Genomic DNA, 25,666 nt, shown 5'->3' on the forward strand with positions numbered 1-25,666 from the left:
ATTAATTTACATTTGGATTGCCGGAAACTGGGAATGCAAAACCCTTTTCAGACTGTGCCTTTAGCGAAGAAATCAGCGTTTCCGCGTCCTGTCGCCGGGTGATGCGCACAAAACGGATATGGTCATATTGCGGGTTTCGCATATCAGCTTCGTAACGTTCGCGGTTACTGCGCCAGGTTTTGATTGTCCAGATGATGATGGATTTACGGCTGAAAAACGATCGACGAAAACTTTCACAATTTCCCGTGCCGGGCCACAGCTCCTGTTTATGCCACGCGCGCCTGAATGCTCTGCTCACAGCCTGATACAGGGTGCGGGTAAACCCGTAATCCACCCACACCACCAGATCCACATTGCGCCACTTAACGGGGCGCGTACGGTTATAGTTGCCGTCTAACACCCAGTTCTCAGTGGCGGTTAAGGTGTTTTCAAGCTTAGTCCACAGCGCGTCGTCCTCTGTTCCCTGCCAGTTCGGGCGCCAGTAAAGCTGGTCCATCTCAATGTACGGGATAGCAAGCTCGGCGGCGATCCGCCTTGCAAGCGTACTTTTTCCGCTCCCGCTGGTACCAATCAAATTGATTTTCACCGTTCCTCCTGGTCTGTAAGAAGAAAAACTGAGCAAATCATAGCGTTTAAATCCTGTTAATAAAACGCTATTTCGGATTATCAGTTTACCCGGGGAGTCTACGTATCACTGTTTATTTGGCTTAAGTCACTTATTTGCAGGGGGGCGTTACTCTGAACCTGTTAATATTTTCATTTTTATTACACAACAAAAATAAAACAGGTAAAAAATAGTTAACTTAGGGTGTTCCGAATATCTTTACTTTCAGGGAGAATACACTCGCTGTAAAACAAAAGAATAAAACTTCATCTCTTGCCTGTGTCTTTATCGGGCGGCTTCTCTTTTACATATTCATCACTATGGAGTTACTCATGAAGCGTAACACCCCCGTTACACAAAACGAGTATTTACTTAACGAAGGCTCGACGTTAATGTCGACAACCAATACACATAGTCATATTACCTATGCGAATTCGGCCTTTATTGAAGCCAGTGGATATAAAGAAGAAAATCTTATGGGTGAACCTCATAATGTTATACGCCACCCGGATATGCCAGCTGAGGCATTCGGGGATATGTGGTTTACATTACAGCAAGGAGAGAGCTGGACCGGGCTTGTCAAGAACCGCCGCCACAACGGGGATCACTACTGGGTGCGAGCCAACGTTACGCCGGTTTACCAGAATGAAACATTAACCGGTTATATCTCTGTGCGTAATATTCCCGCACGTGAAGAGATCGAAGCCAGTGAAAAACTCTATGAGAAAGTGCGAAATAACGAATTAAAACATCATCGCTTTTATAAAGGGTTGTTGGTCCGCCGCGGCATATTCTCTTTCACTTCTGTTTTTAAACGGCTGAGCATTACCCGGCGCGTTAATATCGGAATATCCATAACCGCCCTGTTCTCTTGTTTACTTTTACTGATATTACCCAAAGGTATAAGTCAACTGGGTGGCGTAATTCTGCCGTTAATTAGCCTGACGCTATATCTTAATGCACAAATATCACGTCCGGTAAAAACCATTGTCAGCCAGATGCAACGCGTAGTTTCCGGGCGAAAAACAGACTATTTCCATTTCGATCGGGTTGACGAAATTGGCCTGATGATGCGCCTCGTTAATCAGTCGGGTTTAAACCTGAACTCGCTGGTGGATGATGTTGGCACCCAGATTGGCGGTATCGGCAATATCAGTCAGCAGGTGGCAAAAGAAGGCGCGGCGTTGCAGGCGCGTTCCGAAGAGACAGCAGACGACTTGCAACAAACCGCCGCGGCGGTAGAAGAAATTGCCAGTGCAGTACAGCAGACAGCAGAAACTGCGAAAGAAGCCATTCAGATGGCAGACCGGACCAGCGACAGCGCCCACAGCGGTGAAGCGATGATGAAACAGACCATCGGCATGATGCAGTCGGTGTCGCAAGATAACAGCCAGATTGTCGACATCATCAGCGTGATTGACCGCATCGCCTTCCAGACCAACATCCTGGCACTGAACGCCGCCGTCGAAGCAGCACGCGCCGGTGAAGCCGGGCGCGGTTTTGCGGTGGTAGCGGCTGAAGTGCGTAACCTGGCGCAGCACTCTGCCACGGCGGCCAAAGAGATCAAAACCCTGATCGAGAAAAACGTCGCCAGCGTGAACAACGGTGTGGAAATGGTGGAACAGACCGAAACGCACCTGACGGTGATGATAGGCAATGTGTTGCAGATGACCTCCCTGATTAAGGAAATAGGCCATGCCACGCAGGAACAGACGCAGGCGCTTTCGCTGATTAACGAGTCCATCTCTCGTATTGGCGTGATGACCAGCAACAACACCGGAATGGTGGATAATGTCGCCAATGCCGCCAATCACCTGACGCAGCGCACCACGCGTCTGCAACAGGCGATAGCGGTTTTTGGCGGCTAGCTGTTCTGATACTGCTCGTCGGTCACTTTTTCCATCCACTCTACCGGGCTACCGTTCACCGATTCGGCGATGGCAATATGCGTCATCGCCGTTTGCGCGCAGGCCCCGTGCCAGTGTTTTACGCCAGGCGGGATCCACGCGATATCGCCCTGATTCAACGGCTCTGCCTCTTTACCCCACTCCTGTAACCAGCCGCGCCCCTGAGTCACGATAAGCGTTTGTCCCAGCGGATGCGTATGCCAGGCGGTTCGCGCGCCGGGTTCAAAGGTCACCGTTGCCCCACCCACAGCAGCGGGCTCGGTCGCCTGGAAAGGCGCATCAATACGGACAGTGCCGGTAAACCAGTCTTCCGGGCCACGGATGGAGGGTAATGAACCGCTGCGGATAATTTTCATGTTGTACTCCTCGTTTGCTGTTGCGCTAACAGTAGCGCAAAGGTGCACAGAGCATTAGACTGCATAATCAGAAAAGAACCATGAATGCAATTCATGAATCGGATAACTGACGATGCTAAAAGACAATTTCAACGACCTGCTCTCTTTTATGGTGGTCGCCCGCGAACGCAGTTTTACTCGTGCAGCCGCCCAACTGGGTGTTTCGCAGTCGGCATTAAGCCACGCGATGCGTAATCTGGAGGCGCGGCTGGATGTGCGGCTGCTGACCCGTACCACCCGCAGCGTTGCGCCGACCGAAGCCGGTGAACAACTCTTCATGCGCCTTAGCCCGCACCTTCTGGAGATTGAACAGGAGCTCACCGCGCTGCGTGACACGCGTGACAGGCCAGCCGGAAATATCCGCATTACCGCTGGAGAACACGCCATGACCTGCGTGCTGTGGCCAGTGCTAAAACCCTTTATGGCGAAATATCCTGACATTCATATTGAAGTGACCGTGGATAACGGCCTGACGGACATCGTTGATGGGCGGTTTGATGCCGGTGTACGCCTGGGTGAACAGGTCGCCAAAGACATGATTGCCGTACGCATTGCGCCGGATATGCATATGGTAGTGGTCGGTTCACCCGACTATCTTGCGCGCTCTGGTGTGCCGGAAGAGCCAGAACAGCTTGCGCAGCACAGTTGCATCAATATACGTCTGCCCACGCGGGGAGGATTGTATGCCTGGGAATTTGAACGTGACGGACGTGAGCTGCACGTGCGCGTTGAAGGCCAGCTGACGCTGAATAATCTGCCGCAGCGCATCGATGCCGCTGAATCCGGTCTTGGCCTGGCGTACGTGCCGGAAGATACCGTCCGTGAGGCCATCGATCAGGGGCGCTTGATTCAGGTGCTTAAGGCGTGGTGCCCGGTCTTTCAGGGCTATCATTTGTATTATCCCAGCCGCCGCCAGCACACCACCGCCTTCGCATTACTTGTAGATGCCTTGCGTAATGCGTGAATGACTTCCCGCCTGGCGGTTCAGGATTGTCCCTATTAATTCAAGCCATCAATACCAGTCGGTAACTATTAAGTGAATCTGATGATTAAAGCACCACTACACTTACTGGTTTGCCTGGAAAATCGCCACGATTCAGCGTGTTGTGATCCCCGTCTGCTCTGACCACACAATTTCCTTCGACAGACATCACTTTCGGCGCGGTTATATTTTGCGTCGCTTATCAATTGCAGGTAGGATGCCTCGCCATGTTCGCCTTATCCATACGCAGAAAGACTGGAAAGGTGACATGTGTCTGTGCAAAGGCAATCGTTTGTATTGCCAGCTGCCAGACGGGACTATCACGACAATGGTTCAGACAGGCAAACAGGTAACTCAATGAAAACAAGCAATAAAAGCGCAGCCGATCATCATGCTGCGAAACGTCGCTGGTTGAACTCTCATGAAGAGGGCTACCACAAAGCGATGGGCAACCGTCAGGTTCAAATGATCGCCATCGGCGGCGCTATCGGTACGGGTTTGTTCTTAGGTGCAGGCGCACGTCTGCAAATGGCAGGCCCGGCTCTCGCACTGGTGTATCTGGTGTGCGGCATTTTCTCTTTCTTTATTCTTCGTGCGTTGGGCGAACTGGTTTTACATCGCCCTTCCAGCGGCAGTTTTGTCTCTTATGCCCGTGAATTCCTCGGCGAAAAAGCGGCCTACGTTGCGGGCTGGATGTACTTCGTCAACTGGGCGATGACCGGTATTGTCGATATCACCGCTGTTGCGCTGTATATGCATTACTGGGGTGCGTTTGGTGATGTACCACAGTGGGTGTTTGCCCTTGGTGCCCTGGCTATTGTCGGAACCATGAACATGATCGGCGTGAAGTGGTTCGCCGAAATGGAATTCTGGTTTGCGCTGGTCAAAGTTCTGGCAATTGTGGTGTTTCTGGTGGTCGGTACGGTGTTCCTCGGCAGCGGTAAGCCGCTGGATGGTAATGCCACGGGCTTCCACCTGATAACCGATAACGGCGGTTTCTTCCCGCACGGGCTGCTGCCTGCACTGGTGCTGGTACAGGGTGTGGTGTTCGCGTTTGCCTCTATCGAGCTGGTTGGTACGGCTGCGGGCGAATGTAAAGATCCGCAGACCATGGTGCCAAAAGCGATTAACAGCGTTATCTGGCGTATTGGTCTGTTCTACGTGGGTTCTGTGGTACTGCTGGTACTGCTTCTGCCGTGGACTGCATACCAGGCAGGTCAGAGTCCGTTTGTGACCTTCTTCTCTAAACTCGGCGTGCCTTATGTTGGCAGCATTATGAACATCGTGGTGCTGACCGCAGCCCTCTCAAGCCTGAACTCCGGTCTGTACTCCACCGGCCGTATTTTGCGCTCGATGTCGATGGGTGGCTCTGCACCGAAATTCATGTCGAAAATGAGTAAGCAGCAGGTACCTTACGCGGGTATCCTCGCCACGCTGGCGGTCTATGTCTTTGGCGTGTTCCTGAACTATCTGGTGCCGTCTCAGGTGTTTGAGATCGTCCTGAACGTTGCTGCACTGGGCATAATCGCCTCCTGGGCCTTTATCGTGGTTTGCCAGATGCGTCTGCGCAAAGCGATTAAAGAAGGTAAAGCCGCAGAAGTCCGCTTTAAGCTGCCTGGCGCACCGGTAACGTCCTGGCTGACCCTGCTGTTCCTGTTCAGCGTGCTGGTGCTGATGGCGTTCGATTACCCGAACGGCACTTACACCATCGCCACCATTCCACTGCTGGCTGTGTTGCTGATTGCAGGCTGGTTTGGCGTGCGTAAACGCGTTCACGAAATTCACAGCACCGCGCCTGTTCATCCTGATGATGAAAAGCAGGACGGCCCGCTGATTGAAGAGACGTCGCGTTAATACCACACGGCGGTCATAAAAAAAGGGAAGGCATTTTGCCTTCCCTTTTGCTTTGCGGCGACTAAACCTCAGGGTTTGACTCGCTTGCCCTGCACGTCAACGACCTGCTCCCCGTCCTCTTTCGTAAATGCCCCTTGCTGTGACTCAGGGAGGATATCCAGCACCACTTCGGAAGGCCGGCACAAGCGGGTGCCAAGCGGAGTCACCACAATCGGGCGATTAATCAGGATCGGATACTGGAGCATAAAGCCAATAAGCTGTTCATCCGTAAAAGCAGTATCTGCAAGACCCAGCTGTTCGTAAGGCTCCACGTTTTTTCGCAGCAATGCGCTCACCGTGATGCCCATCCCGGCAATCAGTTTCACCAGTTCATCCCGCGTGGGAGGCGTGTCGAGGTAATAGATAATTGTCGGTTCGATACCGCTATTGCGGATCATTTCCAGCGTATTGCGCGACGTGCCGCAGGCCGGGTTGTGATAAATTGTAACGTTGCTCATTGTAGTGTCTCACGACAAAGTGACAGAGAGCCGCAGCGCCAGCGCGGCAAGTGTGACAAACAGCACGGGCAGGGTCATGATGATGCCAGTACGGAAGTAATATCCCCAGGTGATGGTCATATTCTTCTGCGACAGCACGTGCAGCCATAACAGGGTTGCCAGGCTCCCGATAGGGGTAATTTTAGGACCTAAATCGCAGCCGATGACGTTGGCGTAAATCATGGCCTCTTTCACTACGCCAGAAGCCGTACTTCCGTCGATGGATAATGCGCCAATCAGCACTGTAGGCATGTTATTCATTACAGATGATAAAAATGCCGTTATAAAGCCGGTGCCAAAGGTTGCCACCCATACTCCTTTATCGGCCAGTACGCTCAGGATCCCGGAAAGAGAGTCAGTCAACCCGGCGTTTCGCAGACCGTATACCACCAGATACATTCCCAGTGAAAAAATAACAATCTGCCACGGGGCACCGCGCAATACTTTGCCGGTATTAATAGCATGGCCTCTTTTGGCTACAGCAAACAGGATCAGCGCACCAATGGCTGCAATTGCGCTGACGGGAAGCCCGAGAGGTTCAAGCACAAAGAAGCCAACCAGCAGCAGGATCAGAACAATCCAGCCGGCTTTAAAGGTTGCGGCATCTTTGATTGCGCTGGCGGGAGCTTTTAGTCGGGCAATGTCATAGGTCGCCGGTATATCCCGACGAAAGAACAGGTGCAGCATCACAAGCGTGGTGGCGATGGCCGCGATATCAACCGGGATCATGACTGATGCGTACCGGGTAAAGCCCAGAGAAAAGTAATCCGCAGAGACAATGTTCACCAGATTCGAGACAATCAGCGGCAGGCTGGCTGTATCTGCAATAAATCCCGCAGCCATCACAAAGGCGAGTGTCGTCCCTTTGCTGAATCCAAGAGCAAGGAGCATGGCTATCACGATAGGTGTCAGGATCAGCGCTGCGCCGTCGTTGGCAAAAAGCGCCGCAACGGCTGCGCCAAGCAGCACTATCCAGGTGAACAGCAGGCGACCCCGGCCATTTCCCCAGCGCGTAACATGTAATGCCGCCCACTCGAAAAAACCGGACTCATCCAGCAGCAGGCTGATGATAATCACCGCAATAAAGGTTGCGGTGGCGTTCCAGACAATATTCCAGACCACCGGAATATCATCAATATGGATAACGCCCCCCATCAATGCCAGCGCGGCACCGATGCTCGCGCTCCAGCCAATACTAAGTCCCCTGGGCTGCCAGATGACCAGAATCAGTGTCAGAACAAAAATACTCCCTGCCAGTAACATTTCCCACTCCGTTACATATGACTAAATGAATGTGTTATTTGTTATCTAACAGGATGACGGTGCGGCGTTTTCCCGCCACAGACGGATCTCCTCACGCATACACAACCAGGCTGTTGAAATGGTTTCGGCGGCCCAGGCAGGCATATGCGGAGACAGGCGGTAGTAAACCCACTTCCCTTCCCGGCGGTCGAGAACCAGCTCTGCATCCCGCAGAATGGCGATATGTCGGGAAATTTTAGGCTGAGATTCCGCCGTCACGCCGCAGATATCGCACACGCAAAGCTCACCGGACTCTCTGAGGAGCAATACGATGGCCAGCCGGGTTTCATCGGACAAAATTTTGTATAGCTGAACGGGCTGTAGCATGTTGCATCCTGCCTCTTACGCATTCATATATGATTTTCCATATATGTTAAGGCGGAATTCAGCTGCTTTCAATAATTAACGCGTGGCAGATAAAAAAGCCCTGCACATGCAGGGCTTGAGGAGCGGTTACAGCGCGATACGGATCACGTCGTCCGGCTGGGTGGCTTCCTGCTGGCGGGTGGATTTCTGTTTCACCGTCACGTACAGAGTTTTACCGTCGGCAGAGAGCGCCAGGCTGTTTGGATAGACCGGCGTATCGTACGTTTTAGTGACTTTATAGGTCTTCGCATCAATCACGCTCACCTTGCCCGCTTCGCGGTGGGTCACGTAGGCTTCGTTACGCGCCGGGTTAAACAGCACGGCCAGCGACTCAGGCGTGGTGATTTTCTCGATAACGCTGCCATCTTTCAGGCTGACCACCAGCACTTCCGGCTGTTTCGAATCGGTAAGGAATGCGCGCTGTCCGGCGGTGTCCAGGCTCAGGTTCAGGTAGAAATGCTCTTTTCCGTCATCCTGCACTTTTTTACGGCTGAGGATTTTATGGGTTGTGGTATCAATCGTCACCAGTTCGCCATCTGCGTTGGTGGTGTACAGGCGTTTTGCCTGAGCATCCAGCGCCAGACCCGTGCTGAACGTACCGGTGTTGGCGATGGTGTCTTTCAGCTTCAGCGTTGCGCCATCAACCACCCAGATAACGCTCTCTTTGCCAATGCCGGTGATGTAAACGGTATTGGTGGTGTCGTCTGCTACCAGTTGTCGCGGCTGCAACGGTTTCACCGTTTCGCTGCGCTTGCGGTCATCCAGTACCAGGCGCCCTTTCACTTCGCCTGTTTTTGCATCAATGGCCGTCACCGCACTGCTGGTGGTGTTGCCAAACCACAGCGTCTGGGTGGCACTGTCGATCGTTGCGCCAAACGGTTTGAGATCGTTATGAATCGCTTGCGTCACTTCCAGCGTAACCGGGTCAAGGCGATAAACCACGCCACCTTTATCAGTTTTACGGCTTAATGATGTCGCAACCCACAGCGCATTCTCCTGCTGGCTTACGGCCATCTCATACGCGCCCTTGCCGACTGCTTTACGCAGCATCTCTTCGGCGGCATGAACCTGGAAGCTTCCGGCAAACAGTAAGGAGCCTAACAGCAGAGAACTCCGCAGGCGCGGCGAGCACAGGTGACGTAAAGACATAACAATTCCTTTTTAAAAGAGGGGGGTGTACTGCTGACATCGCTTCCGGCAGGCAAAGTCATGGCTTCGCCATCATTTTAATGAGAATAGTAATCATTAATCCACTGAATGTGGAGTTTTTCTTACCCTGCCCCCCTTTCATTAACGCAATGTGCGGTTATAGTTTTCAAAAGATTTACAAAAGATTTAACATGTATGCACATGTTCCATTTGGTTCGTATTTTTCCTCAAGCGGTTTACTCATGAAAATCTTTTCTGCCTCTAAGGCAACTTTCCCGCTGTTGCTGGTTCCTGTCGTGTTAGCCCCTGCCGTCTCGATGGCCGCAGAAGAACAGACCATGATCGTCAGCGCCACTCCGCAAACCGTATCGGAACTCGATACCCCGGCGGCAGTCAGCGTCGTCAACGGGGACGATATGCGCCAGGCAACCCCGCGCATTAACCTTTCGGAATCACTTGGCAGCGTGCCGGGTCTGCAAATTCAGAACCGCCAGAACTATGCGCAGGATTTACAGTTATCCATGCGTGGCTTCGGCGCACGTTCAACCTTCGGCGTGCGCGGGATCCGTATGTATGTTGACGGTATCCCGGCCACCATGCCTGACGGCCAGGGCCAGACATCTAACATTGACCTCACCAGTGTGGACACCGTTGAAGTGTTGCGCGGTCCGTTCTCGGCGCTCTACGGCAATGCCTCTGGCGGCGTTATCAACATCAACACCCAGACCGGGCAACAGCCGCCAACCATTGAAGCCAGCAGTTATTACGGCAGTTACGGCACCTGGCGATATGGTATGAAAGCCACCGGTGCTATGGGTGATGGCACGCACGCCGGCGATGTGGATTACACGGTATCGACGACCCGTTTCACCACCAAAGGCTACCGGGACCACAGCGGTGCGCGGAAAAACCTCGCCAACGCCAAACTGGGCGTGCGAATTGATGACGTCAGCAAACTGACGCTGATGTTTAACAGCGTGGACATGAAAGCCAACGATCCGGGTGGACTGGACTATCAGGAGTGGCGGAACAATCCGCGCCAGTCTCCGCGTGGGGATCAGTACAACACGCGTAAAACCATCAAGCAGACGCAGGCCGGGTTACGTTATGACCGCCAGTTGAGTGCCCAGGACGACCTCAGCGTGATGATGTACGCGGGTGAACGTGAAATGACGCAGTATCAGTCCATTCCGTATCAGCCCCAGCTAAAAGCCACCCACTCTGGCGGCGTGATTGACATGCAGCGCCACTACCAGGGCATTGATACCCGCTGGACGCACAAAGGCGAGCTGCTGGTTCCGGTTACTTTCACCACCGGGCTGAACTACGAAAACATGAGCGAAGATCGCCGGGGTTATCAGAACTTCGTCATGGATAACGGCGTGCCAGACTACGGCGTAAAAGGCGAAAAGCGCCGCGACGAACGTAACCTGATGTGGAACGTTGACCCTTATCTGCAAACCAGCTGGCAACTGACGCAAAAGCTCTCTGTGGATGCAGGTGTGCGTTACAGTTCTGTGTGGTTTGACTCTAACGACCATTACATTACCCCGGGAAATGGCGACGACAGCGGCGATGCGAGCTATCACAAGTGGCTTCCGGCCGGTTCGGTTAAATATGCGCTGACCGACGCATGGAACCTGTATGCCGCGGCGGGACGTGGGTTTGAAACCCCAACCATTAACGAGCTCTCTTACCGTTCAGATGATAAAGGCGGGCTGAATATCGGCCTGAAGCCATCGACCAACAACACCTATGAAGTGGGCAGCAAAACGCGTATCGGCAATGGCCTGCTGACAGCGGCGTTGTTCCGTACCGACACGGATGACGAAATTGTGGTGGATGCCAGCTCCGGTGGCCGCACCAGCTATAAAAACGCCGGGAAAACCCGTCGTCAGGGTGTGGAAGTCTCCCTTGATCAGCAGTTCGCGGAAAACTGGAAGCTGAAAATGGCGTGGACGTATCTGGACGCCACCTACCGCACCAACGTCTGTAGCGATACCGACTGTAACGGCAACCGGATGCCGGGTATCGCCCGTAACATGGGTTATGCATCCTTTGGCTGGCAGCCTGAAGAAGGCTGGTATGCCGGTACCGATGTGCGCTACATGAGCGATATCATGGCCGACGACGAAAACACGGCGAAAGCCCCGTCTTACACGGTTGTGGGCCTGAATACCGGGTATAAATTCAATTACGGTAACTGGGGAATGGACGTGTTTGGGCGCGTTGATAACCTGTTCGACAAAGAGTATGTCGGCTCAGTGATTGTGAACGAATCTAACGGGCGGTATTACGAACCAGCTCCTGGCCGTAACTACGGTGTCGGGATGTCAGTCTCCTACCGCTTCGAGTAAGCAAACACCCGGCAGCGTCCTGCTGCCGGGTTGTTTATTATGCCACCTGCGCGCTCTGTTCGAGGCGGAACGCTGCTACCAGATCCTGCAACACGCGCGCCTGATCTTCCAGCGCCCCTGCCGCCGTAGACGATGCCCCCACCAGCGAGGCATTTTGTTGCGTGGTGGTATCCAGCTCCATCACTGCCCGGGAAATCTGTTCGATACCACGGCTCTGTTCTTCAGACGCTGACGAGATTTCGCCCATGATGTCATTCACTCGCGTGACGGACTCCACCACCTGCTCCATCGTCTGCCCGGCCTTCACCACCAGGTCGCTGCCCGTGGTGATGCGGTTGACGGATTCACTTATCAGCAGTTCGATATCCTTCGCTGCCTGCGAACTGCGCTGGGAAAGGCTACGCACTTCGCTGGCCACCACCGCAAATCCACGCCCTTGCTCACCCGCCCTCGCCGCTTCCACCGCGGCATTCAGTGCCAGAATGTTCGTCTGGAATGCGATACTGTTGATAACCGCGGTGATGTCGGCAATTTTTTGCGAACTGGTGTTGATATCGTTCATGGTGTTGACTACATCGCGCATCACACGACCGCCGTGGGTGGCGGTCTGCGACGCTTCCGCTGCCAGCTGGCTGGCATGGCGGGCGTTGTCGGCGTTGTTTTTCACCGTGGCCGTTAACTCTTCCATGCTGGCTGCCGTTTCCACTACTGCGGCGGCCTGCTGTTCAGTGCGCGAAGAGAGATCGGTATTCCCCTCAGCAATATCGCTCACCGCCAGAGAAACCTGCGCCACGCTGTTACGCACATCGCCAATCATCGAGCGCAGCGTGTCGTTCATGCGCCCCATCGCACCGGTGAGCTTGCCCAGTTCGTCATTGCCATGCGCGCGGATATCAGAACTAAGGTCGCCACTGGCGATACGTTCAGCCAGTAACAGGTTATGTTTTACCGGACGGGTAATTTGACGGGTCACCCACCATGACACCAGGATGCCAAAGAGGATGGCAATCACGCCAACAATCGCCGTAATGGTGCTGGAACTGTAGGCCAGTGCATCATTATGGGCTTTTACCAGGGCGATGATATCCCGGATGGCGGCACTGCTGTTATCGCCCGCAGTTTTAACGTTATCTTCGGCTTTTTTCAACGCCTGCTCCGCCGCCGTATCACCCTTATTGGCTTTTACTGCGGCCATCGCTGTCTGCATGTCTTCCACACCGCTACCAAACTGCGCCAGGTGTTCGCCAATCGCGTCAACGATAGGGGCTTCTTTTGCCGTCCAGCTCAGTTTTTTGGCTTCTGCCGTTAATTCTTCGGCATGTTTCACATACCCGGCCAGAAGCTGACCCGATTTTTCATCCCCGTTATAGAGATACTTGAGCCGGTTAATCTTTGCCTGGAATACTTCAATATTGATATTGTAGATAAGGTTGGTTTGTTGATATACATCGCGGATTTCTTTGAAGCGCAGCACACTCATGACGGTTGATACCGCCACCAGCAGCAATACCACGCCAAAACCCGCTGAAAGCTTTTTGCTCATTTTTATATTACGTAATCGAAGGCTAATACTAAACATCCTGGACTCCTTAAAAGGCAATTGTGCCTTTACCTGTTATCGGCAAGATCCAAGGTTATTTCATAGTAGCGTTAGTTTTACCTGTTGAAAAATGAAATAACGTTCCCGGTGACATCGTGCCACCAGGGAATTATTTATATAATGAATATTTGAAATTAAATGATGTGATCTGTAGTTAATAATCCCTTAACTAAAATATTGCCGCTGTAAAAGTACATCCGCTTCATCAATCAGAGTATCAATCGCTTCCTGGCAGGCTTTTGCATCCCTTCGTTCGAGAGCCGACAGTAGCTCAGCATAGTGGTACGCCGAGGTGGTGATGTCGTTCAGCCCCTCATGCAGGTAGTTGATACACGGACCTATTCGTACCCACAACTGCTCAATAAGTGCGCTGAGGGTTGGCATTTCGGCATATTGATAGAGTGTGAAACGGAAAACACGGTTGGCATTTAGCGCCTGCTGAACATTTCCAGTGCGCATGGCCTGATGGAAAAGATCCGACAGTTCACGCAATGCCGCAAGCCTTGCATCCGACATGCGTTCGCAGGCCGCGGCGACTGCCATCGGTTCAAGCTGTTTTCTGATGGCGTTGATTTCGTTATAGCGTTCCAGCGTTACTTCAGGCACGAGGAACGCCTGAGCCGGCGTGGCATGAAGCGCGCCAGCTGACACCAGTCGCAACAGCGCCTCGCGAACCGGAGTAATGCTGGTGCCTAATTTATCTGCGATCTCTTTTGTAATCAGCCGGGCACCCGGTTTCAACGAACCGCTAATTAATGCCCCTTTCAGACTGATTTCAACCTGCATGGTAAGACTGACCCGCTGTGCCTTTTCTAAATTATCCAAATCAAGCATGTTCAATTCCCGTAGCCAAAACAATACGCTATTTTCAGCGTCCATGAAAAAACGACGCCGCTAGATATATCCTGTATCATGGTACCTGGTATTGGGAAATGCGCTAAAAACGCAAATATTACATATTTTATTTTTTTACTCTCCCCGCTCAGCAATGCTGGTGGTGAAGAGGATGTGCTGGTTTAATTAAAGACAATATATCGTATCTTCACAAATATTTATGGCGGGTAATCCCGCCATAAGTGGGTTTATTTGTTTTCAGTCGCGACACGTATCACGACTTTGCCGAAGTTTTTCCCTTCAAGCAGACCAATCAGCGCCTGGGGAGCATTTTCCAGCCCGTCAATCACCTGTTCACGATAGTGGATTTTACCTTCCTGCACCCAACGCCCCATTTCCGCCTGGAACTCCTGGACACGGTGACCGTAATCCTGCCCGATGATAAAGCCCTGCATCCGGATGCGTTTCTTGAGGATAGTCGCCATTAACAGCGATAAACGGTCCGGGCCGTCCGGTAATCCGGTGGCGTTATACCCGCTCACCAGGCCACACACCGGCACGCGTGCCGAGGTATTCAGTAATGGCAACACGGCATCAAACACTTTGCCGCCGACGTTTTCGTAATAAACGTCAATCCCGTTCGGGCAGGCTTTCGCCAGCTGCGCCGCAAAGTCATCTGCATAGTGATCCAGGCAAAGATCAAAGCCTAAAACCTCGGTGGCATAGCGGCATTTCTCTGCACCACCCGCAACGCCAATGACCCGGCATCCCTTAATTTTACCAATTTGCCCGACCGTGGCGCCAACCGGCCCGGTGGCCGCGGCAACCACCAGCGTTTCGCCTTCTTTTGGTTGCCCAATATCCAGTAACCCCATGTACGCCGTAAAACCTGGCATCCCCAGCACGCCAAGCGCCCATGACGGGTGCGCCGGATTTTCACCCAGTTTCACCAGACCGCTGCCGTCGGACAGCTCATACTCCTGCCAGCCGCTGTAACCCAGCACCCACTCACCCGGTTTGAAGGCCGGGTTATTTGACTGCTCAACGCGGCTGACGGTGCCGCCTACCATTACCGCGCCAATCTCTACCGGCGGCGAATAAGACGGGGCATCGCTCATGCGACCACGCATGTAGGGATCAAGAGACAGCCACTCTGTGCGCAGCACTATCTGCCCCGCGGCAGGTGTCGGAACTGGCTGCGTTTCTGAACGGAAATTGTCAGCGACCGGTGCGCCATGCGGACGAGAGGCCAGAACCCAGCGATGATTTTGCAGTGGAGATTGACTCATATCGTGTTCCTTTTTGTGCAAATGTCATTAGAGACTAGTCCCTTATGTTGCGGGCCGCTTTGGCATTACGAGCCGGACTGATTAAGCCGAACGACCAGATAAATACAGGAACTCTCGGTTTCATTGATAAACCGACAGTCGTTGGGCGGCCCCAGCTCCAGGCAGTCTCCGGCTTTCATTTCGTGGCGAGTATCGCCCTCCTGAAATACCAGTTCGCCTTCCTGTAACCAGATAAGCTGACGTGCCAGCGCATAGGACGAAGCAGGCATGGGCACATCACTGCCCGCAGGCAATTCCACCTGTACCAGGTCGATGGGAAGATCGGTTCGCGGTGAAACGTGGCGGCGAAGATAGTGCGTTTGCGGATCGCGCCAGACCGGTTGATTCGCCAGGCGCAGCAGTTTTCCTTCCTGCATTTCGGCTCTGGCAATCAAAGTAGACATGCTGATGCCGAACGCACCGGATAAACGAGCAAGCAAGGTCGCCGTTGGGCTACTTTCCCCACGTTCAATCTTGTGGATCATGGCGCGCGAGACACCAGCCCGGTCGGCAAGCTCGCTTAGTGACCAACCGCGCGACTCGCGTTCAATGCGAATTCGTGCGCTAATCCGTTGATTCATATTGTCTGTAATAGTGTTCATGACGTCATACTATAGTGTATGAACGGCAATTCAATGCTGTTTTCATAACAAAAAAATATGGCTTATGTCGTAGCGATTTGGTGAGACTATTGTGTAATATCGTGTCAAATACGTACTACTATAGTGAACAACGCATTCAGAGGTTTAATGATGATAATCCGCCACGCCAGCAAAGAAGACTGCGCCGCCATCGGTGAGATCTACAACCACGCGGTAGTGCATACCGCCGCAATCTGGAACGATAAGACCGTAGATACCGATAACCGTATCGCCTGGTTTGAAGCGCGCATTCTGGTGGGCTACCCGGTGCTGGTCAGTGAAGAAAACGGTGTGGTAACGGGGTATGCCTCATTCGGCGACTGGCGCGCCTTCGATGGTTTCCGCCATACGGTTGAACACTCGGTTTACGTTCACCCGGAACACCAGGGTAAAGGTATTGGCCGTCAACTGATGAAAGCCCTGATCATCGAGGCGCGTAATATTGGCAAGCATGTGATGGTGGCCGGGATTGAAGCACAAAACCACGCGTCTATTCATCTGCATGAGACGCTCGGCTTCATCACCACCGGGCAAATGCCGCAGGTCGGCACCAAGTTTGGCCGCTGGCTGGACTTAACCTTTATGCAATTGCAGCTGGACGAGCGCACCGACCCGGACGCCATTTCATGAATCAATCACTGACGCTGGCATTTCTGGTGGCGGCAGGTATTGGCCTGGTGGTGCAGAACACCTTAATGGTGCGCATCACCCAGTCCTCTTCCACGATCCTCATCGCGATGTTGCTGAACTCACTGGTGGGGATTGTCCTGTTCGTCAGCATCTTACTGATTAAGCAAGGTACAGCCGGGTTTAGCGAGCTGGCATCAACCGTACGCTGGTGGACGCTGATCCCCGGTTTGCTGGGCTCGTTTTTTGTGTTTGCCAGTATCAGTGGGTATCAGAACGTAGGCGCGGCCACCACCATTGCGGTGCTGGTAGCCAGCCAGCTTATTGGTGGGCTGGTGATGGATGTGCTGAGAAGTAACGGCATTCCACTGCGCGCACTGATTGGCCCGGGATGCGGCGCAGTGATGCTGGTCGTGGGGGCCTGGCTGGTGGCCAGACGCCAGTTTTAAAGGATAGTACCGCCCTTCGCGAGGTGCTCGTGACGCGCTTCCATCTCTTCTTTGTGCTGTTTACCGTGATGCGCAATCGCGGTACGCAGACGCTGCTGCTGGGTAAAGCGCTCTTCGCGGCTCAGCTCAGCATCATCGCTCAGTTCGATAAGCAGTTCATTCATGTGAGTGATTACGCTCTCTTCAAGCGCGGCGTCTACACGGGCAGTCACTTCGTTTAAATGTGACATTGTCACTCCTTGAGAATTGCCGGGTGACGGCTACGCCTTACCCGGCCTACAGGGGGAACCGTAGGCCCGGTAAGCGCAGCGCCACCGGGCATAAGATCAGTTCAGCTTCGCTTTCGAGAAATCGCTTCCCATCAGGCTCACGCTGTATCCCGTAATATTACTACGGGTAGCATAGAACGTCTTCCCGTTTGCCAGCGCAATCCACGGCGCCTGCTGGTAGAAGATCTCCTGCGCCTGGCTGTAGAGCTTCGCGCGTTCGCCCGGGTTGCTGGCAAGCTTGGCTTTCTGTACCAGGTCATCATAACCCTTGTCGCACCAGCGCGCGGCATTTGAGCCAGTCTTGATGCTGTTACAACCCAGCAGCACGTCGGCAAAGTTATCCGGGTCACCGTTATCAGACATCCAGCCAAACAGCGCAGAATCGTGTTCGCCTTTACGCATTCCGGAGAGGTACTCGCCCCACTCGTAAGAGACGATTTTCGCCGTCACGCCCACTTTCGCCCAGTCGGCCTGGATCATCTCTGCAATACGGCGAGAGTTCGGGTTATACGGACGCTGTACCGGCATTGACCACAGCGTCACCTCGGCGCCCTTCTCCAGCCCGGCCTGTTTCAGCAACGCTTTCGCTTTCTCAGGGTCGTAGCTGTAATCTTTCAGATCCTTGTTATAGCCCATCATATTCGGCGGAATAGGTGATTTTGCCACCGTACCGGAACCCATAAAGACGGCATTAACGATCGCTTTTTTGTCGGTCGCATAGTTAAGTGCCTGACGCACAAGCACGTTATCAAACGGCTTTTTCTCGGTGTTAAACGCCAGATAACCCACGTTCAGCGCATCGACGGAATGCAGGGTCAGATCTTTATTGTTTTTGATAACATCAAACTGCACCGGCGATGGCGCAGGGATAATCTGGCACTCGTTGGTTTGCAGCTTCGCCAGTCGCGTTTCCACATTCGGCGTGATGGAGAAAATCAGGTGTTTTGTCGGAACTGCGCCATCCCAGTAGTTCGGGTTAGCAATGTAGCGGATCAGCGAGTCCACTTTGTACTGCTGGAGCACATATGGCCCGGTACCAATCGGCCAGGTATCCACGTTCTCTGGCGTTCCTTTTTTCAGCATCACATCCGCGTATTCCGCAGACAGAATAGAGGCGAAATCCATCCCCCAGTCTGCCAGGAATGCTGCATTAGGCTCACTCAGGGTGAACTGAACGTGGTAATCATCAATCTTTTTGACGTCCTGAATCAGCTTATCCAGACCCACGTCATTAAAGTATTCGTAATTGCCCTTCGACACATCGTGATACGGGTGTTTAGGGTCTTTCTGGCGCATAACGGAGAAAATAACGTCATCGGCATTAAAATCGCGGGTCGGTTTGAAGTATTTATTACTGTTGAACTTGACCCCTTTACGCAGCGTAAAGGTATAGGTCTTGCCGTCCGGGGAAATGGTCCATGACTCCGCCAGTGACGGAACCGGGGTATTTTTTACCGGGTCAAAATTGATCAGGCGGTTATACAGCACCTGAGAGCTGGCCACGAAGGAGGGGCCGGAGCTGGCAATCTGTGGGTTGAACGACTCAGGCGACGCCTCAGAACAGTAAATAATGGTATCGTTATTCGCCGCCCAGGCGGCACTTGCCGGTAAAAGTGTGCTCAAGACAAGCGCGAGCAGCGTTTTCCCTGTAGACATGGTTATAACCCTTTCGATTTTATTATATAGAACAGTAATAACAGCACAGCCCGGAATGCCTGGCAAATAACGAAAAACTATCAGGTTATTCTAAAGCAGTGCATTTCGCTGGTTTTACAGCCACTGGCTCTGAAATTGATTTGCCTTAAGTGCCATTATTCGTCAAGCACAACCGTCACGATCAATGCCGCAAGAAATCCCCCCTTTTAGCCTCTCTTCCCCCGTTTGCTTGATGAGCAGTTTCGTTAAAGTAACGGTGTGAAGAAGTATATGGGACCAAATCGTGGCAAAAACTCTTTTACGCAGCGGTAATCTGGATGACTTTCAGGCCGTTGGCGGCGGCGGACAGGCCGTTTTTGAATCAGCGTTGCAAATCCGTGAAGCACTTCGCCTGCGCAAACAGCAGGCCATTGTCGATTGTCTGGCTATCCCTCAGGTCAATGATGGCGGCGACCGCGTCGACTGGTACTCACCGGTTGACGGAATGGTCACCAGCTGGAAAGCTGCCGACGAAGATACCCGCTTCCGCGCCTTGCGCTACCTGGAAAACACCCTCGCGAGCGTTGAGTCGCTGAGTAAAAAGTGCCTCCAGTCGCCTAAAACTGCGCAACAGCTTTTTGGCTCCCTGCTTTCTAAAGCCTTTCAGTTTCCTGGTGAAAACTTCCTGTTTTTGATTGATGGCAAACCGGTTATCACGTTCTGGGGCTTTGTGAATCTTAACGAGAACGCCCGCGATGACGTTCTTGAGTGCCTGCGCGAGTCGCTTATTCCTGAGCCTGCACCCGTGGTGATTGAGGATCCAGAACCCGAGCCTGAACCCGCGCCGGTCATCACGTTCGAACAGGCCGATGAGCCGCTGGTGACACCGGCGACGGTTGTACGTATTACGCCAGAAGATCTGTATGAGCCGGAGCCAGCACGGGTGGTTATTCCTGACGTCGAGGAAGCCCAGCCAGCGCCGGAAATCGTACGCAAAAAGCGCCGTGTCCCGCTGTGGTCACTCCCGGTTGCGGCAGTGCTGGTTGCCGCAGTTGCCGCTCCGCTGCTATGGCCAAAACAGGCGCCATCTGCACCGGCTGAACCTGCGCCTGCGCCGGTGCCTGTGGCTATCGCCCCGCAGCCGGTGAAAGCTGTTGAGCCGCTGGCAATGAATCTGCCTCTGCATCAGGCTGAAGTGTTGGTGGCAAAGGTCAAAGAGCCAGAGCCTGCTCCGGTGCAGGCCACGGTGGTGATTGCCGCTATCCCGAAAGATGCCATGGTGATGGACGCCAACCAGGTGAAAGCCGGTTCAACCCGTTTCCTCAACGGGAGCTGGCGCGCCATTCTGGATGTAAAAGATCCGGTTACGGGTAAACCACCGTCGTTGCGCTTCCAGATCCAGAACAACAAGGGCTTTGCCCGTGTGGTACACGGCGACAATATTGTGTGTCGGACTGACGTATTTTCCGGGTTACACAGTAATGGCGAGCTGATGATCAAAAGCCGTGGCAACGCGCGTTGCACCGATGGCTCGCGCTATCCGATGCCTGAGATCGCCTGTAAAGCCGGGACCAGCGATGTGGCGGAATGCAGTGCACGTTACGATGCCAAAACCGTCGTTCCATTGACGTTCAAGAAAGCAGGTGCATGACCCTATGCTGGTAAATCTTTGCGACTATAAACAAAGCGTTACGCTTATTGCCAATAGCGGCGTGCAATTCCTTGATTTCGGCTTGACCCCGCAGGACACCGCCAGCAACGGTCGGTTTGTCCGCAAGACGGCCAATGGTCCCCTGCTGCGTCTGGACTTCGATTTGGTTAATGGCCGCTACACGCTGCCAGGCACAGGGGGCGCTCAGCCTGAAGTGGTCAAGCCGGAAAGTACTATCCCACTGCATCAGTCCCTGACGGTTCTGGATGGCGTGTGGCTTCCGGTGCCTTTCCTGCGCTTTAACCCGCCGCGTACCTTTGTTGATGGCCCGGATAACTGGGCGCGCGTGCAGGTACGTAAGCTTGATGAGCCAGACAGCGCCGGTAATACCCACCGGGTGACTTTCGCGCTCGACAGTCAGATTGCGGAACACGCAACATCCGCCCTTTCACCCGTCGGTAACGATATCCTGAACGGCACACGCTTTGCGCTGGCCTGGCGCGATGGCGAAGTAGACAGTTTCCTCGACCAGACCTGGATTGACGGCTGGCTGCGTGAAGCGTTTAGTCAGTTCGCGACCGGCGTGGAAAACCGTTCTGAACGCGACCTGCAACAGGCGATGCGCGGCTTTGAATACCAGGCCCACTGGCTGAACCTGCTGACCATGCTCGGTGAGCAGATCACCGTGCCAGAAGTGAAGTTTGTTACCCACACGCTCAGCACGCCAGCCATTCCGGTCGACCTGATCCTGGACGTCGGTAACACCCATACCTGCGGCGTTGTCATTGAAGATCACGGCGATGCCAACGACGGACTGCGCCAGACTGCAGAGCTCCAGGTACGTTCCCTGAGCGAACCGCAGTTCCTCAATGAACCGCTTTTCACCAGCCGCCTTGAGTTTTCTGAAGCGCGTTTCGGCAAGCAGCATTTCTCGGTTGAAAGCGGCCGTGAAGATGCCTTTGTCTGGCCCTCTATCGTGCGCGTGGGTGATGAAGCCCGCAAACTGGCGATGCAGCGCCTGGGAACCGAGGGCAACAGCGGGATCTCCAGCCCGCGTCGCTACCTGTGGGATGAAACCCCGGTGGTACAGGACTGGCGCTTTAGCCAGATGAACAGCAAAACCCAGCGTGAACCGTTAGCCACCGCTTTCCCGCTGATGAATCTGATGAACGACGACGGCGAGCCGCTCTTTACCCTGCCACAGGATGAGCGTCTGCCGGTGTTTTCGCCGCAGTACAGCCGCAGCACCCTGATGACGCACATGCTGTGCGAACTGCTGGCCCAGGCTCTGGGGCAGATCAACAGCGTGGCAACGCGTCTGCGCCTGGGATTCCCGGCATCGCCTCGCCAGCTTCGCACCCTGATCCTGACACTGCCTTCCGCGATGCCAAAACAGGAGCGCGAGATTTTCCGACGCCGCATGTTTGAAGCCATCGCGATTGTGTGGAAGGCAATGGGCTGGCACCCGCAGGACGAAGATTTTGCCAGTCGTAAGCAGCAAGAAAAGAGCGTTGTTCCGGTCCCTGAGATCCAGATGGAGTGGGACGAAGCCAGCTGCGGCCAGCTGGTGTGGCTTTACAACGAAGCTATCTCCCATTTCGGCGGGCAAACTGAAGCGTTCTTCGCCTCTCTTGCTCGCCCGGACAGAGCGCCAGAACCCGGCGTGGATCCCGGCCGCTCCTTACGCGTTGCTTCCATTGATATTGGCGGCGGCACCACGGATATGGCGATCACGCATTATGCGCTGGACGATGGCTCCGGTAACAACGTCAAAATCACGCCACAACTGCTGTTCCGTGAAGGCTTTAAAGTGGCGGGTGATGACACCCTGCTGGATGTTATCCAGCGCTATGTCTTACCTGCCCTGCAAACTCAGCTTCAGAAATCCGGCATCGCCGATGCCTCTATGCTGATGGCGTCGCTGTTTGGTGACTCCGGGCGTATCGACACACAGGCGGTGTTACGCCAGCAAACCGCGCTCCAGCTGTTTATGCCGATCGGCCACGCCATTCTTGCCGCCTGGGAAAGCAGCGATATCGACGATCCGCTTGCAGGGCTGCACGCAACATTTGGCGATTTGCTGAACCAGAAACCCACCCGGAACGTGATGGGTTATCTGCAACAGGCCATTGACCACGCCCTGCCTGCTGGCTCGGCGGAATTTGATCTGTTCGCTGTGCCGCTGCACGTTAATTTCCGCGAAATGCAGGATGCGATGCTGGCAGGCCAGTTTACGCTGGCGGCCCCGCTCCATGCCGTTTGCGAAGCCATTTCGCATTACAGCTGCGATATTTTGCTGATCACGGGCCGTCCGGGCTGCCTGCCAGGTGTTCAGGCGTTGATTCGCCACCTGCAACCTGTGCCGGTTAACCGCATTGTCTGGCTGGATAAGTATCAGGTACATGAATGGTATCCGTTCAGCCAGCAGGGTCGTATTGGTAACCCGAAATCCACCGCCGCAGTGGGCGCGATGCTGTGTAGCCTGGCGCTTGACCTGCGCTTGCCACGCTTTAATTTCAAAGCGGCCGACATTGGTGCTTACTCCACCGTGCGGTATCTGGGTGTGCTGGATAACACGGTGAACACGCTGCGCGAGGAAAACGTCTGGTATCAGGATATCGACCTCGACAAACCGGGGGCGAAACTGGACGCTCGCCTGCACTTCCCGCTGCGCGGGAACGTGACACTGGGCTTCCGTCAACTGGCGAACGCGCGCTGGCCAGCAACACCTCTGTATACCCTGAGCATCAACTCTGCCGAGCTGGCAAAAGCCATTGCCGGAGATGGCGTGCTGAATGTACGTCTGAAACTTCGCGGAGGGAGTAAGCACGAAGGGCCAGAATCCTTTGAGCTGAGCGACGCCTGGCTCCAGGATGGCACCCCGGTTCCGGCTGATGCCTTAACGTTTAAACTGAATACCCTGGCCGATCGCCGTCATAGCGGAAGCCACTACTGGATCGACAGCGGGAGCGTATACCTGAAATGACTGCGATGACTGCCACCACTCAGGCCATAATCGAGTGGATTAACGACACGCGCCAGCACGCTCCTGTTCTGGATAACGATGCAGACGCACTGCTGGCGCGGGTAAACGCCGCCCAGGCACGCGAGCAGGCTATCGATCGTGCGCTGGCAAGCCGCAGCAGCATCGGGCTTTACGGGCATTCCCAGGCGGCAAAAGCGCATCTGCTGGCCTCCCTGTGTGGTAGCGGTAACGCCCGCCTGAATGTCGTTCCGGGACAACGTACCTTTGATTATTTCACGCATATCAACCCAGGCCACGCGCTGACCAATATGGCCGTGCGCTTCACCAGAGAGAGCCGCGACATCGCCGATGAGGCGTTTCCGCTGCGTCTGAGTCTGGTGACAGAGGCAGAGCTGGTGCAACTGTTTATTGCCCGCACCACGCTGCACCCGCAGATCCGCCCCGTCGATAAATCCGTTATTGAGACACGCCTGGAAAAATGGCGCGCACTTCGCCAGCCTCAGGGCGTGCCGGGCATTACCGCTCAGGAAGTGGGCGCCATTGCACGCTTCTGGCAAAGTACGGTGCCAGGCGCTAAACAACAAATGGATGATGCGCTGTGGCATCAGTTTGCCCTTCTGGTGCCGTCTCTTGATTTAAGCACCCGCGCAAGCGTCTGGTCATTGCTGTGGGGCGAGCAACAAGAGCTGACTCAGCAGTGGCTGAAACTGGCTCATGTACTGCATCAAACCAGCCATGCCAGCGAGCTTGCCGCGCCGCTCAGCCTGCTGGTGGATAATTTCGGTCTGCCGAGCGAGGGTTTTCTGACTCACGGCGCGTTGACGTCACCTGAGTCGCAGGAAACGCTGCTTCACCCGCTTAACAACGGTGAGATACTCAACGCTATTAGTATTCCCGTGGATGTGCTCGCCTTCCTGACCCGCGAACTGGTGCTCCCGGTCGAAAACGCGGTTCTGGATAACGTGGATATCATTGATATCCCGGCGTTTTCAGACAGCAGTAGCCCACTGTTGACTCAGGCAAAATGTCTGTGGCTGTTGGAGCATTATCGTCAGCAGCTTCAGCCGGATGTGCTGGTTATCTGTAACGCCACAGCGCAACATGAGCAGACGGCAAAAACCGCAAAATTACTTCTTAACTGGGTTAAGGAGACGCAGCCGTCCGTTGAATCCGCCCTGCCGGGGCTGGTCTGGGCGATTACCCCGCATGATGCCCGCTTTACCACCAAACAAAACCTCGACGAAGCGGTCCAGCAATTGCTTGGCAAACCAGGTCAGCGCTGGGGCACATTACAGGCGCTGGACAGCCACAGTCTACAGCGCGTAGTTGAGTGGTTGTCTCAGGCAACACTGCCAGCACAGCGTCAGACCCGTCTTCGCACCCTGAAAACGCTGTTGCAGCAGGAGTTATCCGCCTTGATGCAAAGCTATCTGGCGCCTGTGACGCTGGAGCCAGGAGCAAGACGCGCTCAGGCGGAAAACATGGTACGAATGCTCCAGGCCAGTGCCGCGCGCCACGGCGAGTTGCTGGAAGGCCTTCTGCCGCCGCTAAAAGCCTTCGAAACGCTGTTAGCCGTTCAGCAACCTCGTGAGGAGCAAGTCAACGGGTTGTTTACCGATGTGATTGACCTGTTCGCAGAAAATGCCCAGGAGAATAGCAGCCCGTACCAGACAAAAGACAAAGCCAGGCTGGCACACAAGGTGTGGATCAATCATCTGCGCCAGTGGAGCAGGAATGAAGCCGCTGCCGCCCGCTTAGGTCTGGAGCCTGCGGTGTTGCAGCAAATTGCGGATGTTCTGGTCACCAGCAGCTACCGTCTGGATCTGGCGCAACAACTTCAGCGTATTGTCGAGGCAGATAAAAGCAGCGCGGCGCAGTTACATGCCGTGTTGGGGAATTTCATCGGCTGGCTTGGTTACGAGCAGACACCTGTTACAGAACGTCCTGCCAGCCGCGTGCGCAAAGGCCAGCCCATCTTTGTCACGCCAGTGGTTAACAGCGCGACACCGCGCCTGACACATCTGGGTGAACAACCCGTTCACGCTGCAACCGTCTACGTTTACGACTGGCTGGTTGCTCTGTACAGCCGGGCCACCGAGAACATCGATTACCAGAGCCCGCACGATGTTCAGGCCAGCGCCCGCCGGGCCTTACAGGCCATATTGCGCTAGCCCTCGTCAGCCCGCAGTCATGC

General features: G+C 54.2%; 21 protein-coding genes. 9 read left to right on the forward strand and 12 right to left on the reverse strand.

All coding sequences use genetic code 11. The features are described 5' to 3' along the window. Position 1: 1 nt before the first annotated feature. On the reverse strand, positions 2–586 hold the full coding sequence (locus tag HV107_RS24070; protein ID WP_182061236.1) for an AAA family ATPase: 585 nt from the start codon (positions 584–586) through the stop codon (positions 2–4). Between the two features lie 350 nt (positions 587–936). Here HV107_RS24070 and HV107_RS24075 point away from each other — a divergent pair, with 350 nt between their 5' ends. Further along, positions 937–2,472, forward strand: coding sequence for a methyl-accepting chemotaxis protein (locus tag HV107_RS24075; RefSeq protein WP_182061237.1), 1,536 nt, complete (start codon positions 937–939; stop codon positions 2,470–2,472). Here HV107_RS24075 and HV107_RS24080 read toward each other — a convergent pair. Next, complete coding sequence (locus HV107_RS24080; protein WP_182061238.1) at positions 2,469–2,867, reverse strand: cupin domain-containing protein; 399 nt, start codon at positions 2,865–2,867, stop codon at positions 2,469–2,471. The genes HV107_RS24075 and HV107_RS24080 overlap by 4 nt on opposite strands. Before the next feature lie 112 nt (positions 2,868–2,979). Here HV107_RS24080 and HV107_RS24085 point away from each other — a divergent pair, with 112 nt between their 5' ends. Then, positions 2,980–3,870 (forward strand): LysR family transcriptional regulator, encoded by an 891-nt coding sequence (locus tag HV107_RS24085; RefSeq protein WP_182061239.1) that lies wholly within the window; start codon positions 2,980–2,982, stop codon positions 3,868–3,870. A gap of 375 nt (positions 3,871–4,245) precedes the next feature. Continuing rightward, on the forward strand, positions 4,246–5,742 hold the full coding sequence (gene ansP, locus HV107_RS24090; RefSeq protein WP_182061240.1) for an L-asparagine permease: 1,497 nt from the start codon (positions 4,246–4,248) through the stop codon (positions 5,740–5,742). Positions 5,743–5,810: 68 nt separating this feature from the next. Here the strand turns inward: ansP and arsC are convergent, their stop codons facing one another. From arsC to HV107_RS24110, 4 genes are all read right to left on the reverse strand, one after another. Then, positions 5,811–6,239, reverse strand: coding sequence for a glutaredoxin-dependent arsenate reductase (gene arsC / locus HV107_RS24095; protein WP_182061241.1), 429 nt, complete (start codon positions 6,237–6,239; stop codon positions 5,811–5,813). A gap of 9 nt (positions 6,240–6,248) precedes the next feature. After that, positions 6,249–7,541: an arsenic transporter gene (locus HV107_RS24100; RefSeq protein WP_182061242.1), complete on the reverse strand. Its 1,293-nt coding sequence runs from the start codon at positions 7,539–7,541 to the stop codon at positions 6,249–6,251. A gap of 45 nt (positions 7,542–7,586) precedes the next feature. After that, positions 7,587–7,907: a metalloregulator ArsR/SmtB family transcription factor gene (locus HV107_RS24105; protein ID WP_182061243.1), complete on the reverse strand. Its 321-nt coding sequence runs from the start codon at positions 7,905–7,907 to the stop codon at positions 7,587–7,589. A gap of 126 nt (positions 7,908–8,033) precedes the next feature. Beyond that, a complete protein-coding gene (locus tag HV107_RS24110; RefSeq protein ID WP_182061244.1) occupies positions 8,034–9,095 on the reverse strand; it encodes a YncE family protein in 1,062 nt (353 codons plus the stop codon). A gap of 242 nt (positions 9,096–9,337) precedes the next feature. Between HV107_RS24110 and pqqU the strand changes: the two genes are divergently transcribed. Further along, on the forward strand, positions 9,338–11,452 hold the full coding sequence (gene pqqU, locus HV107_RS24115; RefSeq protein ID WP_182061245.1) for a TonB-dependent receptor PqqU: 2,115 nt from the start codon (positions 9,338–9,340) through the stop codon (positions 11,450–11,452). A gap of 37 nt (positions 11,453–11,489) precedes the next feature. On the opposite strand, the gene HV107_RS24120 is transcribed toward pqqU, so the two are convergent. The 4 genes from HV107_RS24120 to HV107_RS24135 all read right to left on the reverse strand — a co-directional run bounded on the left by HV107_RS24120 (position 11,490) and on the right by HV107_RS24135 (position 15,816). After that, positions 11,490–13,031: a methyl-accepting chemotaxis protein gene (locus tag HV107_RS24120; RefSeq protein ID WP_182061246.1), complete on the reverse strand. Its 1,542-nt coding sequence runs from the start codon at positions 13,029–13,031 to the stop codon at positions 11,490–11,492. 186 nt (positions 13,032–13,217) lie between these two features. After that, complete coding sequence (locus HV107_RS24125) at positions 13,218–13,886, reverse strand: GntR family transcriptional regulator (RefSeq protein ID WP_182063585.1); 669 nt, start codon at positions 13,884–13,886, stop codon at positions 13,218–13,220. 248 nt (positions 13,887–14,134) lie between these two features. Further along, positions 14,135–15,175 carry an NADP-dependent oxidoreductase gene (locus tag HV107_RS24130; protein WP_182061247.1) on the reverse strand — a complete coding sequence of 347 codons (1,041 nt, stop codon included), beginning with the start codon at positions 15,173–15,175 and terminating at the stop codon, positions 14,135–14,137. Between the two features lie 65 nt (positions 15,176–15,240). Further along, positions 15,241–15,816 carry a helix-turn-helix domain-containing protein gene (locus HV107_RS24135; RefSeq protein ID WP_182061248.1) on the reverse strand — a complete coding sequence of 192 codons (576 nt, stop codon included), beginning with the start codon at positions 15,814–15,816 and terminating at the stop codon, positions 15,241–15,243. A gap of 150 nt (positions 15,817–15,966) precedes the next feature. Between HV107_RS24135 and HV107_RS24140 the strand changes: the two genes are divergently transcribed. Together HV107_RS24140 and HV107_RS24145 are read left to right on the forward strand one after the other, a co-directional pair. Next, a complete protein-coding gene (locus HV107_RS24140; protein ID WP_182063586.1) occupies positions 15,967–16,485 on the forward strand; it encodes a GNAT family N-acetyltransferase in 519 nt (172 codons plus the stop codon). Next, the gene (locus tag HV107_RS24145; protein ID WP_182061249.1) at positions 16,482–16,931 is read left to right on the forward strand and encodes a DMT family transporter; all 450 of its coding nucleotides are present in this window, start codon (positions 16,482–16,484) and stop codon (positions 16,929–16,931) included. Before HV107_RS24140 ends, HV107_RS24145 begins: the two co-directional genes overlap by 4 nt. On the opposite strand, the gene HV107_RS24150 is transcribed toward HV107_RS24145, so the two are convergent. Further along, positions 16,928–17,161: a YdcY family protein gene (locus tag HV107_RS24150; protein WP_182061250.1), complete on the reverse strand. Its 234-nt coding sequence runs from the start codon at positions 17,159–17,161 to the stop codon at positions 16,928–16,930. The two genes, HV107_RS24145 and HV107_RS24150, sit on opposite strands and share 4 nt — an antisense overlap. 96 nt (positions 17,162–17,257) lie before the next feature. After that, a complete protein-coding gene (locus HV107_RS24155; protein WP_182061251.1) occupies positions 17,258–18,856 on the reverse strand; it encodes an ABC transporter substrate-binding protein in 1,599 nt (532 codons plus the stop codon). Between the two features lie 283 nt (positions 18,857–19,139). On the opposite strand from HV107_RS24155, the gene HV107_RS24160 reads away from it, so the two are divergent. From HV107_RS24160 to HV107_RS24170, 3 genes are read left to right on the forward strand one after another with little or no spacing between them, the layout of a single operon-like run. Then, entirely contained in the window at positions 19,140–20,486 is a 1,347-nt protein-coding gene (locus HV107_RS24160) for an SrfA family protein (RefSeq protein ID WP_182061252.1), read from the forward strand. A gap of 4 nt (positions 20,487–20,490) precedes the next feature. Then, the gene (locus HV107_RS24165; RefSeq protein ID WP_182061253.1) at positions 20,491–23,472 is read left to right on the forward strand and encodes a virulence factor SrfB; all 2,982 of its coding nucleotides are present in this window, start codon (positions 20,491–20,493) and stop codon (positions 23,470–23,472) included. Continuing rightward, complete coding sequence (locus HV107_RS24170; RefSeq protein WP_182061254.1) at positions 23,469–25,643, forward strand: virulence factor SrfC family protein; 2,175 nt, start codon at positions 23,469–23,471, stop codon at positions 25,641–25,643. Before HV107_RS24165 ends, HV107_RS24170 begins: the two co-directional genes overlap by 4 nt. The last annotated feature ends 23 nt before the right edge of the window (positions 25,644–25,666 follow it).

Origin of the sequence: Enterobacter sp. RHBSTW-00175, assembly GCF_013927005.1 — a bacterium.
Classification (GTDB): Bacteria; Pseudomonadota; Gammaproteobacteria; order Enterobacterales; family Enterobacteriaceae; genus Enterobacter.